The 12499-nt window shown below is 72.7% G+C and carries 13 protein-coding genes; 10 read left to right on the plus strand and 3 right to left on the minus strand.

Going from position 1 to position 12499, the window contains the following annotated elements:
• Positions 1 to 28: 28 nt before the first annotated feature.
• The 10 genes from FHP08_RS06805 (at position 29) to FHP08_RS06850 (ending at position 10031) form a co-directional block, all read left to right on the plus strand.
• Complete coding sequence (locus tag FHP08_RS06805) at positions 29 to 1381, plus strand: phenylacetate--CoA ligase family protein (RefSeq protein WP_147703557.1); 1353 nt, start codon at positions 29 to 31, stop codon at positions 1379 to 1381.
• Positions 1382 to 1385: 4 nt separating this feature from the next.
• Positions 1386 to 1850 (plus strand): 4-hydroxybenzoyl-CoA reductase subunit gamma, encoded by a 465-nt coding sequence (hcrC, locus tag FHP08_RS06810; protein ID WP_147703558.1) that lies wholly within the window; start codon positions 1386 to 1388, stop codon positions 1848 to 1850.
• A gap of 4 nt (positions 1851 to 1854) precedes the next feature.
• Positions 1855 to 4233 carry a 4-hydroxybenzoyl-CoA reductase subunit alpha gene (gene hcrA / locus FHP08_RS06815; protein WP_222707830.1) on the plus strand — a complete coding sequence of 793 codons (2379 nt, stop codon included), beginning with the start codon at positions 1855 to 1857 and terminating at the stop codon, positions 4231 to 4233.
• A 2-nt stretch (positions 4234 to 4235) separates the two neighbouring features.
• The gene (hcrB, locus tag FHP08_RS06820; RefSeq protein ID WP_147703559.1) at positions 4236 to 5249 is read left to right on the plus strand and encodes a 4-hydroxybenzoyl-CoA reductase subunit beta; all 1014 of its coding nucleotides are present in this window, start codon (positions 4236 to 4238) and stop codon (positions 5247 to 5249) included.
• The gene (locus FHP08_RS06825) at positions 5246 to 5548 is read left to right on the plus strand and encodes a DUF2249 domain-containing protein (protein WP_147703560.1); all 303 of its coding nucleotides are present in this window, start codon (positions 5246 to 5248) and stop codon (positions 5546 to 5548) included. The genes hcrB and FHP08_RS06825 overlap by 4 nt, the downstream gene beginning before the upstream one ends.
• A 3-nt stretch (positions 5549 to 5551) precedes the next feature.
• The gene (locus FHP08_RS06830; RefSeq protein ID WP_147703561.1) at positions 5552 to 6901 is read left to right on the plus strand and encodes a hypothetical protein; all 1350 of its coding nucleotides are present in this window, start codon (positions 5552 to 5554) and stop codon (positions 6899 to 6901) included.
• A gap of 35 nt (positions 6902 to 6936) precedes the next feature.
• Positions 6937 to 7431, plus strand: a complete 495-nt coding sequence (locus FHP08_RS06835; RefSeq protein ID WP_147703562.1) for a hemerythrin domain-containing protein — start codon at positions 6937 to 6939, stop codon at positions 7429 to 7431.
• Positions 7432 to 7463: 32 nt separating this feature from the next.
• Positions 7464 to 8531, plus strand: coding sequence for a GNAT family N-acetyltransferase (locus FHP08_RS06840; RefSeq protein WP_147703563.1), 1068 nt, complete (start codon positions 7464 to 7466; stop codon positions 8529 to 8531).
• An 8-nt stretch (positions 8532 to 8539) separates the two neighbouring features.
• The gene (locus FHP08_RS06845; protein ID WP_147703564.1) at positions 8540 to 8839 is read left to right on the plus strand and encodes a metal-sulfur cluster assembly factor; all 300 of its coding nucleotides are present in this window, start codon (positions 8540 to 8542) and stop codon (positions 8837 to 8839) included.
• 109 nt (positions 8840 to 8948) lie between these two features.
• Positions 8949 to 10031, plus strand: a complete 1083-nt coding sequence (locus tag FHP08_RS06850; protein ID WP_187272194.1) for a hypothetical protein — start codon at positions 8949 to 8951, stop codon at positions 10029 to 10031.
• Here FHP08_RS06850 and FHP08_RS06855 read toward each other — a convergent pair.
• The 3 genes from FHP08_RS06855 to bcrA are packed head-to-tail and all read right to left on the minus strand — an operon-like array spanning position 10022 to position 12492.
• Positions 10022 to 10267, minus strand: a complete 246-nt coding sequence (locus FHP08_RS06855; RefSeq protein WP_147703565.1) for a YfhL family 4Fe-4S dicluster ferredoxin — start codon at positions 10265 to 10267, stop codon at positions 10022 to 10024. The genes FHP08_RS06850 and FHP08_RS06855 overlap by 10 nt on opposite strands.
• Before the next feature lie 21 nt (positions 10268 to 10288).
• Positions 10289 to 11125 carry a benzoyl-CoA reductase subunit D gene (gene bcrD, locus FHP08_RS06860; protein WP_147703566.1) on the minus strand — a complete coding sequence of 279 codons (837 nt, stop codon included), beginning with the start codon at positions 11123 to 11125 and terminating at the stop codon, positions 10289 to 10291.
• Positions 11126 to 11151: 26 nt separating this feature from the next.
• Complete coding sequence (bcrA, locus tag FHP08_RS06865) at positions 11152 to 12492, minus strand: benzoyl-CoA reductase subunit A (RefSeq protein WP_147703567.1); 1341 nt, start codon at positions 12490 to 12492, stop codon at positions 11152 to 11154.
• Positions 12493 to 12499 lie beyond the last annotated feature (7 nt).

Consider the following 12499-nt stretch of genomic DNA (forward strand, 5'->3'; position numbering starts at 1 on the left):
CCCACCGGCACACGCCACGGAGCCTGGAATGGGAACGAGGATCTGGAATGCGACCGAACCGGGGGCGCCCCCCGCAAGCGCCCGATACCTGGACCCGGACACCGAGACGCTGTCCCGCGATGCGCTGGCTGCGCTGCAACTCGAGCGCCTGGCGGCCACGGTTCGCAACGCCTACGATCGCGTGCCGGTGCACCGGGCCCGGCTGGACGCCGCGGGCCTGCGACCGGAAGACATCCGCTCGCTCGACGACCTGGCCCGGCTGCCCTTCACCACGAAGGCGGACCTGCGCGAGAACTACCCCTTCGGCCTGTTCGCCCGCCCGGCCGGCGAGCTGTCCCGCCTGCACGCGTCCTCGGGGACCACCGGCAAGCCGACCGTCGTCGGCTACACCGGCGACGACCTCGGGCAGTGGGCCGGCGTGATGGCGCGCTCGATGCACGGGGGCGGCGTGCGCCGCGGCGACATCGTGCACAACGCCTACGGCTACGGCCTGTTCACCGGCGGCCTGGGCGCCCACTACGGCGCCGAGCGGCTGGGCGCCGTCGTCGTCCCGGCCTCGGGCGGCTCGACCGCGAGGCAGGTCGCGCTGATCATGGACTTCAAGGCGCGCGTGCTGTGTTCGACGCCCTCGTACGCACTGGCGATCGCCGAACTCGCCGAGCAGCAGGGCGTGGATCTCGCCCGCGACTCCGCGCTGGAGGTCGGGATGTTCGGCGCCGAACCCTGGAGCGATGCGATGCGCGCCGAGATCGAGGCCAGGCTGGGGCTGCGCGCAATCGACGTCTACGGCCTGTCGGAGATCATGGGACCGGGCGTGGCCTGCGAGTGCGAGGCCCAGGCCGGGCTGCACGGCTGGGAGGACCACTTCCTGTTCGAGGTCATCGACCCCGACACCGGGGCGCCGGTGCCCGAAGGCGAGCCCGGCGAGCTGGTCGTCACGACGCTGACCAGACAGGCGCTGCCGATGCTGCGCTACCGCACCCGCGACATCACCCGCATCACGACGGCGCGCTGCGACTGCGGGCGCACGCACCTGCGCATCCTGCGCGTCACCGGGCGCAACGACGACATGCTGATCATCCGAGGCGTCAACGTCTATCCGTCGCAGATCGAGGCCGTCCTGGTCGGCCTGGCGGGCACGGCGCCGCACTACCAGCTGGTGGTCGCGCGCGACGGCCGCCTCGACCGCGTGACCGTCGAGATCGAGGCCGCGCCTGGTGTCGCGCCCGGCGACTACGCCGCGATCGCCAGCCACGCGGCCAGGCAGATCAAGTCCACGCTGGGCGTGAGCAGCGAGATCGTGCTGAAGGCGCCGGGCGAGATTCCGAGATCCGAAGGCAAGGCGGTCCGGGTCCGCGACCTTCGACCCAGGGGAGGCTGATGCGATGAGCAGAAGACTGCTGTCGATCGTGGTCAACGGCCGGCACCGCGAGGACGCGGTGGCCGACGAGGCGCTGCTGGTCGACTACCTGCGTGACAGCGCCGGCCTCACCGGCACCAAGCAGGGATGCGACGGCGGGGAATGCGGGGCCTGCACAGTGCTGGTCGACGGGCTCCCCCGGCTCGCCTGCCTGACGCTCGCCGCGAGTTGCGCCGGCGCCCGGATCGAGACGATCGAGGGGCTGGCGCAGGCCGGACGGATGAGCCGGCTGCAGCAGGCCTTCCACGAGCATCTGGGCACGCAGTGCGGATTCTGCACGCCGGGAATGATCATGTCCGCCGAGGCGCTGCTGCGTCGCAATCCCGCGCCTTCCGAGGTCGAGATCCGCGAGGCGCTCTCCGGAAACCTGTGCCGCTGCACCGGTTACGTGAAGATCATCGAGTCGGTCAGGGCCGCAGCGGGAGCATGAAGCGATGAACTGGAGCGATTCGCCGAAGCCGGAGATGGACGAGCGCGACGAGGCCGCGGCGGCCACCCGGCGCGAGCATGCGGTGGGCCGGCGCACGCCGCTGATCGACGGCATCGAGAAGGTGACCGGACGCGCGCGCTACACCGCCGACCTGCCCGTCGGCGACACGCTGGTCGGGCGGATCCTGCGCAGCCCGGTCGCGCACGGCCTGATCCGCGGCATCGACACACGCCGCGCGCTGGCGATTCCCGGCGTGCGGGCGATCATTACCGGCGAGGACTTCGCGGCGCCCTACGGCGTGATCCCGATCGCTCAGAACGAGTGGCCGCTGGCGCGCGACAAGGTCCGCTACCGGGGCGAACCCGTGGCCGCGGTGGCGGCGGTCGACGCCGCCACCGCGGACCGGGCCCTGGCCGCGATCGAACTCGACATCGCGCCGCTGCCGGCCTACTTCAGCGCCGGCGAAGCCCGCGCGCCCGACGCGGTGCTGCTGCACGAGCGCAAGCCGGGCAACATCGAGCGCAGTGTCGACCATTGCTTCGGCGACGTCGACGCCGGCTTCGAACAGGCCGACCTGGTGCGCGAGCACCGCTTCCACTACGCCGAGGTCTCGCACGGCCAGATCGAGCTCAACGCGGCGGTGGCCTGCTACGAGCCGGAACGAAACCGTCTGACCTCGCAATCGGTGACCCAGGTCCCGTTCTACCTGCACCTGACGCTGGCGCGCTGCCTGGGGATGGACAGCTCGCAGATCCGCATCGTCAAGCCCTTCGTCGGCGGCGGCTTCGGCCACCGGGTCGAGCCGCTGAACTTCGAGATGGTCACCGCGGCGCTGGCGCGCGCCGCAGGCGGCACGGTCCGCATCGAACAGTCCCGCGAGGACAGCTTCCTCACGCATCGCGCTCGTCCCGAGACCGACATCCGGCTGAAGATCGGCATGACGAAGGCCGGCGAGATCACCGCGGTCGACTGCGAGATCGTCCAGCGGGGCGGCGCCTACGCGGGCTACGGGCTGGTCACCATCCTGTACGCGGGCGCGCTGCTGCACGCGCTGTACCGGGTCGGGGCGGTTCGCTATCAAGGGTTCCGCGTGTACTCGAACACCCCGCCCTGCGGCGCGATGCGCGGCCACGGCGCGGTGGACGCGCGTCACGCCTTCGAGTCGCTGCTCGACATGATGGCCGCCGAGCTCGGCCTGGATCCGTTCGCGGTGCGCCGCGCGAACCTGATCGAGCCGCCCTGCCGAACGCTCAACGACCTGCAGGTGAACTCCTATGGCATTCCCGAATGCCTGGACCGGGTCGAGCAGGCGTCCGGCTGGCGCGTCAGGCGCGGCCGGCTGCCGCCCGGACGCGGCCTCGGCATGGCCTGTTCGCACTACGTGTCGGGCTCGGCCAAGCCGGTGCACTGGAGCGGCGAGCCGCATGCGGTGGTCAACCTGAAGCTCGACTTCGACGGCGGCATCACGCTTCTGACCGGCGCCGCCGACATCGGCCAGGGCTCGTCGACCCTGCTCGCGCAGGTCGTCGCCGAGGTGCTCGAGCTGCCCCTGGCCCGGATCCGCGTGATCGCCGCCGACAGCGCGCTCACGCCGAAGGACAACGGCTCGTACTCGTCGCGAGTCTCCTTCATGGTGGGCAACGCCGCGCTGCGCGCCGCGCAGGCCCTGCGCCGGACGCTGGTCGAGGCCGCGGCGAAGGCGCTGGGCGCCACGGCCGACGAAATCGAGTGGGCGGGCGAGCACTGCCGCGTCGCCGGAACGGATCGCGGACTCGACTTCCACCGGATCGCCGAGGCGGCGCTGAGCGACAACGGGACGCTGACGGTCAAGGGAAGCTGGTCGACCCCGCCCGAGACCCAGGGCGGCAGCTTCCGCGGCGCGGCCGTCGGCTCGGCGGCCGGCTTCTCGTACGCCGCGCAGGTCGTCGAGGTGTCGGTCGACGAGGACACCGGCATGGTCAGGGTGGAGCGGGTCTGGGTGGCGCACGACTGCGGGCGCGCGATCAATCCGCTGGCCGCCGAGGGGCAGGTCCAGGGCGCCGTCTGGATGGGCATGGGCCAGGCGCTCTGCGAAGAGAACCAGTACCACGAGGGGCTGACGATGCGGCCGAACCTGCTGGACTACCGGATTCCCACGATCGCCGAGTCGCCGCCCATCGAGGTGATGCTGGTCGAGAGCATGGATCCGCTGGGGCCGTTCGGCGCCAAGGAGGCCAGCGAAGGCGCGCTGCACGGCTTCCCTCCGGCGCTGACGAACGCGATCTTCGACGCGATCGGCGTGCGGCTCGACGAGTTGCCCGCCTCGCCCGACCGCGTCCTGGACGCGATCCAGGCGCGGCGCAGACGCGAGCGCCTCGAGGCCGCGCGAAGCGGGAAGCGCTGAACATGGAAGCCCTGCACGCCTTCGACCTGCGGCGCCCGGCGAGCCTTGCCGAAGCCGCCGCGATCCTGGCCGGCGAACCCGGTGCACGTCTGCTCGCCGGCGGGACCGGGCTGCTGCCCAACCTGCGCCGCGGCATCGAGCGGCCGCCGGTGCTGGTCGACCTGGGCGGCCTGCCCGGGCTCGACGGCATCGAGGCCGGTCCCGACGCGCTGGTCCTCGGGGCCGGCGCGACCCTCGCGCGACTCGCCGCCCACCCCGACGTCGCGCGCGCGTGCCCGGCCGTCGCGCAGGCCGCCGCGGCGGTGGCCGCGCCCGCGCACCGGAGCGTGGCCACGCTGGGCGGCAATCTCTGTCTCGACACCCGCTGCGTGTACTACAACCAGAGCGAGTGGTGGCGCGCGGCCAACGGCTACTGCCTGAAGCGCGGCGGCGACACCTGCCACGTGGCGCCGCAGGGCAGACGCTGCCACGCTGCCTACTCCGGAGACCTGGCACCGGCGCTGCTGGTCCACGACGCCGAGGCGGATCTGGTCAGCGCGGCCGGCACGCGCCGCATGCCGCTCGCCGATCTGTTTCGCGACGACGGCGCGGCGCACCTGACCCTCGGACCCGCGGAGATCCTCGCGCAGCTTCGCGTGCCGGCCGGCGCAGGCGCGCGGCGATCGGCCTACCGGAAGCTGACCACGCGCGGCGCGATCGACTTCCCCCTGGCCGGGGTGGCCTGCGCGGTCGAGCTCGACGACCGCGGCGTCCCGAGGCTGCTGCGGGTCGCGCTGACCGGCACCGACTCGCGGCCCTTCCTGCTCGAGGACACCGACGCCCTCGTCGGCCGCCCGGTCGACGAGGGCCTGCTCGCCGCGCTCGGCAAGCTCGTTCAGAAGCAGGTCGGCCCGATGCGAACCACGGTGACGCAGTCGAACTACCGCCGGCAGGTGGCCGCGGTCGCGGCCCGGCGCTTGCTCGCGGAGCTCGCCGGCGCGCACGTCGCCCGGCCCGCGTCCGGAGACCCGCGATGAGCGGCCCGATCCGGCCCGCCGCTCCCGCGGCCTGCGGCAGCGGCAACGCCGGTTCCGCCCGGCAGTGGCAGGACGCACAGGGTCGTCACATCGACGTGCGCGGACTGGCTCCGCCCGGCCCGCTGGTGGCGATCCTCGGGCTGGTCAGGTCGATCGGCGACGGCGGCCCGGTGATCGTCCATCACGACCGCGACCCGAAGATGCTCTACCCCGAGCTGGCCGAAATCGGCTGGGAGGCGGTCCGGATCGACGGCGAGCCCGGCGAGGTCCGGCTCAGGCTCGCGCCGGTCCCGGACTGACCGATGGCCGGGCAGACGCCGGCGTCGCGCCGCCCGAAGCCCGCCGGCGCATTCGTCGCCGGCGCCGCCAGCCGGCTGCTGCCGGCGTCGGTGCCGCTGCGCTTCTTCGGCGCCGCCACCTTCTTCCACCTGCTCGCGTGGCTGGCGCTGCTCGCCGGCAGCGGCGAGGCCGCGCGATTCGCCGGAGGCCTCGGCTGGACGCTGGCCGCGCTGCACCTGGCCACGCTCGGCGTGCTTGCAATGACCGCGATCGGCGCGAGCCTGCAACTGCTGCCGGTGGCCACCCGCCAGCCGATCGGCGCGACGCGGCTGCCGGCGCTGCTGTGGTGGCTCTATGCGCCGGGCGTGGCCCTGCTCGCCGCGGGCATGGGCACCGGCAGGGTCGTGCTGCTCGCCACCGGCGCGACGGCGGTCGCGGGCGGACTGCTGGCCTTCGCCGCCCTGCTCGCCCGAAACCTGATCGGCGCCCGGGGCATGCCGGCAGTCGTCGCGCACGGCTGGGTCGCGCTGGCGGCGCTCGCCGCGACGCTGGTCACCGGCCTGTCCCTGGTCTCGGCCTACGCCGGCCTGCCTTCGCTCGACCGGGGGGCCGCGCTCGCGCTTCACGTGGCGCTGGCCGGCTACGGCTTCATGGGAATGCTCGCGCTCGGGCTCTCCTACATCCTGGTGCCGATGTTCGCCCTGGCGCCGGTGCCCGACACGCGGCCGGCGCTGATCTCCTGCGCGCTGGCGGCCGCGGCGCTGGGACTCGCGGCGGGGGCGGCGCTGGGCCTCGCGCCGGCGCTGGCCCGCGCGGGCGCGGCGCTGGCCGCGGCGGCCGCCGTCGCGGTCCACCTCGCGCTGATGCGGCGCGCGCTTCGGGAAGGCATGCGGCGCGAGCTCGGGCGCTCGTTCGCGCTGGTCCGGATCTCGTGGGCCTTGCTCGGCGCGAGCCTGACCGCCGGGCTCGCCGTCGCGCTCGACGTCCCGATCCCCGGCGCGCCGACCCTGTTCGGCTTGCTGCTGGTCGTCGGCTGGCTGCTCGGGTTCCTGTTCGGGATCCTGCAGCGGATCCTGCCATTCCTGGCGGCCATGCACAAGCCGGCCGGGGTCCGGGTGCCGCGCACGCCGTCGTCGCTGACCGACGACCGTCCGCTCGCCGTGCACTTCCACTGCCATCTCGCCGCACTGGCATTGCTGTGCGTGGCAGTCGTCGCCGACAACGCGACGCTCGTGTCGGTCGCCGCGGGCTTCGGTGCGCTCGGCGCCTGCGCTTTCGCGGCCTTCTTCGCGACGGTCGTCCACCGGATGCGCCGCCCGGCTCGCGCCTCGCGCCTTGACCCGGGTCAAGACGCCCATGCTCGACAGCCCTAGAATTTCGGTATCGCAATACCGAATTAGGACGGCGCATGAACTTCCAGAGTCAGGTCGCCCACGCACTCGACGAGGAGCACCGCGTCAACCTGGACCTGCTCGGCAAGGTCGAGCAGGCCTTCGCCCGGATGCCGCGCAGCGGAGCGAGCCAGGATCCGGAGCTGGCGCGAGTGGCCGCCGGTTTCGCGCGCCACCTCGAGCACGACGTCGATCGGCACTTCGACTTCGAGGAGCAGGTGCTCTTCCCGCGCCTGGCCGACGCCGGCGAAGGCGACATCGCGGAGCTGTTCGCCGAGGAGCACGCCGCGATACGCGAAGCCGCCCGGGCGATGCTGCCCCTGGCGCTGGCCGCCGCCGCCGGCGAGCTGGACGACGCCGGCTGGCGCGAACTGAAGGTGGGCGCCCTCGAGATCGTCGAGCGGCAGGTCGCGCACATCCAGAAGGAAACGATGGCCCTGTTGCCGGCGCTCGAGGACCTGCTCGACGAAGACACCGATCGCGAGCTCGCGTTCGCCTACGCGAGCGGCTGAGCGGCCCGGCCTGCCCCGAGAGGAAGCTCCCGATGGACAACGCAAGCGCATCGCTCGACACCTCAAGCCCCCTCGCCCGCGACGATCTCGACGACGTCGTCGCGATCGACGCCGCCTGGGAAGGCCGCTCCCGGCGCGTGTACTTCGAGCGCCGGCTGGCGGCCGCACTGCGCGAGCCGGCGCTTCACGCCCAGTTCGCCGTCCGCGACGGCCGCGGACTCGCCGGCTACCTGCTCGCCCGGGTGCTCGAGGGCGAGTTCGGCCACCGCGACCGCAGCCTGCGCCTGGAGTCGATCGGCGTCCGGGCGGATGCACGAGGCCGCGGCGTGGGACGCGCGCTGTTCGAGGGCCTCGAAGCGTGGGCGGCCCGGCACGGCGTCGCCGAACTGCGCACGCAGGCGGCCTGGAACGCGCACCGCATGCTGACCTGGCTGGACGCGAGCGGATTCTCGCTGGCGCCGAGCCAGGTCGTCGAACGGGCGATTCCGGCCGGCGGCGAGGCCGCGGATGCGGAGCCCGCCGACGCGCTTCCCGCCGCGGTCGCTCAGGCAATGGAGGTTTCCGCGAGGGCCTCCGCGCGCGAGGCGGACTACAGCGGCGCGCAGTCGAACGACTTCGAGCGGCTGGCGCGCGACGCGGCCGACATCCGCTCGCTGTCGGTCGCCGACCTGCCGGACATCGCCCGCATCGACCGGGGAATCACCGGCCGGGACCGGCGCGCGTACATCGAGCGCAAGCTCGCCGAAACGCTGCGCGACTCCGCGCTGCGCGTTTCGCTCGGCGCGTGGCTGGACGGCGTGCTGGTGGGCTTCGCAATGGCGCGCGCGGACTTCGGGGACTTCGGCCGCCCCGAGCCGGTGGCGGTCCTCGACACGATCGGCGTCGACCCGGAGTACGCGCACCGCGGGGTCGGCCACGCCCTGCTCTCGCAGCTCTTCTTCAACCTGGCCGCGCTGCGCATCGAGCGCATCGAGACCCAGGCGGCGCCGCAGGACCTGTCACTGCTCGGCTTCCTGTACGACCTGGGATTCGCGCCGTCGCAACGGCTGGCCTTCGAGCGGCGCATCGCGCCGCCCGACCCCACGCGGGCGCGGCGATGATCGGCCGGATGCCCGACGACGACGCGGTCCGCGAGGCGCTGCGCCAGGTCGACGACCCCGAGGCGGGGATGAACATCGTCGACCTGGGGCTGGTCTACGGGGTCGATGTCGGCGACGACTGGGTGAAGGTCGAGATGACGATGACGACGGCCGCCTGCCCGATGGCCGACATGATCGTCGAAGCGGCGCGCAGCGCTGTGTCCGGGATCGTTCCCGACGACACCCGGATCGACATCGAGCTGGTCTGGGACCCGCCCTGGACGCCCGACCGCATGACCGGCATCGCGCGCGAGCACTTCGGCTGGTAGCCCCGTGGCGCAGCCACCTCCGACGCCGACCCGGCCGCCTCCCACGCAGGCCCGGCCACCCGCCCCGACCGTCCGGGCGCGCGGGGTCCCGGCCGCATGGCGGGCCCCCATGCTCGCGCTGGGCTTCGCGGCGCTGGTCGTCGGCGTCGGGGCCGGCCTGGCCCGGCTTGGCTGGGGGCTGCCGCCTGTCGCCGCACGGTCCGCGGCGCTGCACGGGCCGCTGATGATCTGCGGGTTCTTCGGCGTCGTGATCTCGCTCGAGCGCGCCGTCGCGATCGGGCGGCCCTGGGCCTACGCCGCCCCGCTGCTGGCCGGCGCCGGCAACCTGCTCGCGCTGGCCGGCAACGCCGGCGCGGCGGCCTGGCCCTACCTCGCGGCCGGCCTCCTGCTGATCGCTGCGTCGCTGGACGTGCTGCGCCGACAGCGGGAGCTGTTCACGCTCACGCTGGCCATCGCGGCGGCCTGCTGGCCGATCGGCACGGCGCTGTGGGCCGCGGGCGCGGGCGTGCACGCGGCGGCGGGATGGTGGCTGGCCTTCCTGATCCTCACGATCGCTGGCGAGCGTCTGGAGCTGTCGCGGTTCATGCCGCCCTCGCGATCGGCCCGGCACGCGTTCGCCGCCATCCTCGCGCTGATCCTGGCCGCGCTCGCTGCGGGTGAGCAGCGCTGGGCCGGGGCGGCGCTGGGCGCGGGCCTGCTGTTCCTGTCGGCCTGGCTGCTGCGCCACGACATCGCGCGCCGCACCGTGCTCAAGACGGGGCTGACGCGCTTCATCGCGGTCTGCCTGCTGTCGGGCTATCTCTGGCTGGCCATCGGCGGGGCCATCGTCGCCGCCGCGGGCGGGCTGGCGCCGGGCAGCCCGGCTTACGGCGCGGCGATGCACGCACTGGGGCTGGGCTTCGTCTTCTCGATGGTGTTCGGCCATGCGCCGATCATCTTCCCCGCGGTGCTGCGCGTGGAGGTGCCGTACCGGCGCTGGTTCTACCTGCCGCTCCTGCTGCTGCACGCCTCGCTCGCGCTGCGGCTGGCGGGCGAGGCATCCGGCGCCTTCGACTGGGTCCGCGCCGGCGGCATGCTGAACGCGCTGGCGCTGGCCGGCTTCGTGGCCGGCACCGCTGCCGCGGTGGCACTCGGCGCGCGCCAGCGGCGCGCGGGCCGGGCGCCGCGGCCCGGCGGCGCCGGTCAGCCGTGAAGCGACTCGTACTTGGCCATCAGTTCTTCGGGCGTCTCACGGAAATCCGGGTGCGGCTCGATGCAGTCGGCCGGGCAGACCAGCATGCACTGGGGCTCGTCCTCCGCCCCCACGCATTCGGTGCAGCGCAGCGGGTCGATCACGTAGATCGGGTCGCCGACGCTGATCGCCTCGTTCGGGCACACGGGCTTGCAGGCGTCGCAGGCCGTGCAGTTCTCGGTGATCGTCAGTGCCATGTCGCGCTCCTCCTTGTTCGTTCAAGCCGCCCGCGCCTGCAGCGCGGCCAGGCGGCCGTGCCGGTACGCGCCCCACAGCGCGGCGCCGATCGCGCCCGCATAGATCGAGTCCGGGTGGTTGGCGATCTCCACCGAGGTCTTCTCGTTGGCAATCTCTTCGCGAAGCGCCGCGACCAGGCCGGTGTCGAGCGCCAGCCCGCCGGTCATCAGCGCGGTGCCCTCCTTGATGCCGGTGACCTTCAGCAGCTTGATGATCCGCGAGGCCATCGACAGGTGGATGCCCTTCAGGATGTCGGCCGGCGCGATGCTCCGGGACACCATGTTGATCACGTCGGTCTCCGCCAGCACCGCGCAGATCGAGCTGACCTTCTCGGGGTTCTCCGACCGCTGGGACAGCGGGCCGATCTCCTCGACCGCCACGCCGAGATAGCGGGCGATGTTCTCGAGGAACTGCCCCGAGCCCGACGCGCACTGGCTGGTCATCTTGTAGGCGAGCACCTTGCCGCGCTCGTCGACATAGATCGCCCGGCCGTTCAGCGCACCGATGTCGACCACCGCCCGCGCGCCCGGATGCAGAAAGACTCCCCCGCGCGCGTGCGTGGTCATCGAGTAGAAGTGCCCGGTCGCGAAAGACACGTTCTCGCCCTCGCCGGTGGTGGCGATGTAGTCCACGTCCGAGGCGTCCAGCCCGGCGTCGGCGAGCACCGCGTCGCGTCCCTCCTCGGCCAGCTGCATCGGGTCGCGGCGCCGGATCCGGTCGCAGCGCCTGGCGAGCCAGCTCTGCCTGTCTCCCTCGACCTCGAAGAGCACGCTCTTGACCGCGCCCGAGCCGATGTCGATTCCGATCGTGTAGGTCATCGTCGTCTCCGTTGCCGACCGCGGGCTCAGGCCCGGGCCTCGGCCGTCTTGCCTTCTTCGACCACGGCCCGCCAGGCGAAGGTGGCCCCGCCCAGCGCGCCGGTGTAGATCGAGTCCGGGTCGATGTTCAGCGTCATTTCGCCGTAGTTCTCGAACACGAGCTCCTTGAGCGCCTTCACCGCAGCCTCGTTCTTGGCCACGCCGCCGGTGAAGGTGAACTCGTTTCGGATGCCGCCCGAGCGTGCCAGGATCGACATCGCCCGCAGGATGATCGAGCGGTGCAGGCCGGCCATGATGTCCTCGCGCTTGTCCCCGAGCGCCAGCCGGTCGCGCAGCTCGGCGCCGGCGAACACCGTGCAGGTCGAGTTGATCCGGACCGTCTTGGTCGACTTCATCGCGAGCGGGCCGAGCTCGTGCAGGCCCATGTTCATCTCGTCGGCGATGTACCCCAGGTAGCGCCCGCAGCCGGCCGCGCAGCGGTCGTTCATCTGGAAGCTCTCCACGATGCCCTGCGGGTCGACCTGGATCGCCTTGGTGTCCTGGCCGCCGATGTCCAGCACCGTGGCGGTCTGCGGGTACATGACGTGGGCGCCCAGCCCGTGGCACAGGATCTCGGAGCGCACGTGCTCCTTCGAGAAGGGAAGCCGCGCGCGCCCGTAGCCGGTGCCGACCACGTAGGTCTCCTCCATGTCGGTGTCCAGGATGCCCTTGACCGGCGCCTCGACCTGCGCGCGACGCCCCGCGGTTTCGGGCATCGCGGCGAAGGTGCGCTCGAGCGCGGCCAGCAGGTGGCGCCGGATCGATTCGGCGTACACGCGGTTCTCGACCTCGATGATCGACCGGTCGAAGAGGTTGAGCAGGTAGTCGTAGCGGATGCCCATCTCCTTCGCGACGCTCTCCCCGGCGGCCAGGTACTGGCTCCCGGCGATGTCGCGGAAGAAGTCCGACTTGCGCCGCGCGCCGGGCGCGAACATCGCGGGTGCCTCGGCCAGGATGCGCCGGAAGACCTCCTCGAGCGCTTCGCCGACCGCCCGGGTATCGTCGCCGAAGCGCGCGCTCGCCAGGCTGCGCTGGCAGGTCTCGGCGAGGTCGGCCAGCTGCTCCTGGTATTGCTCGGCGCGGAAGTCGCGCTCGAGCTGCGCCAGGAAGCCTTCGAGCTGCCCGTTCAGCGCCCCGCCCTGCGCGAGCGCCTGCCGGAACAGGTGGAAGCGCCCGTTGACCAGCGCCTCCTGCTTGGCGATCGCCGCCGCCGTGTCGTAGTTCGAGCGCGAGTTGGTGATCCCGCGGCCGATCACGTTCTGCCGCTCGTCGATGACGACCGCCTTGGTCGTCGTGGAGCCGAGGTCGATTCCGATGAAGCAGCGCATGGGCGCC

The organism is Zeimonas arvi, from assembly GCF_008039575.1.
GTDB lineage: Bacteria > Pseudomonadota > Gammaproteobacteria > Burkholderiales > Burkholderiaceae_E > Zeimonas > Zeimonas arvi.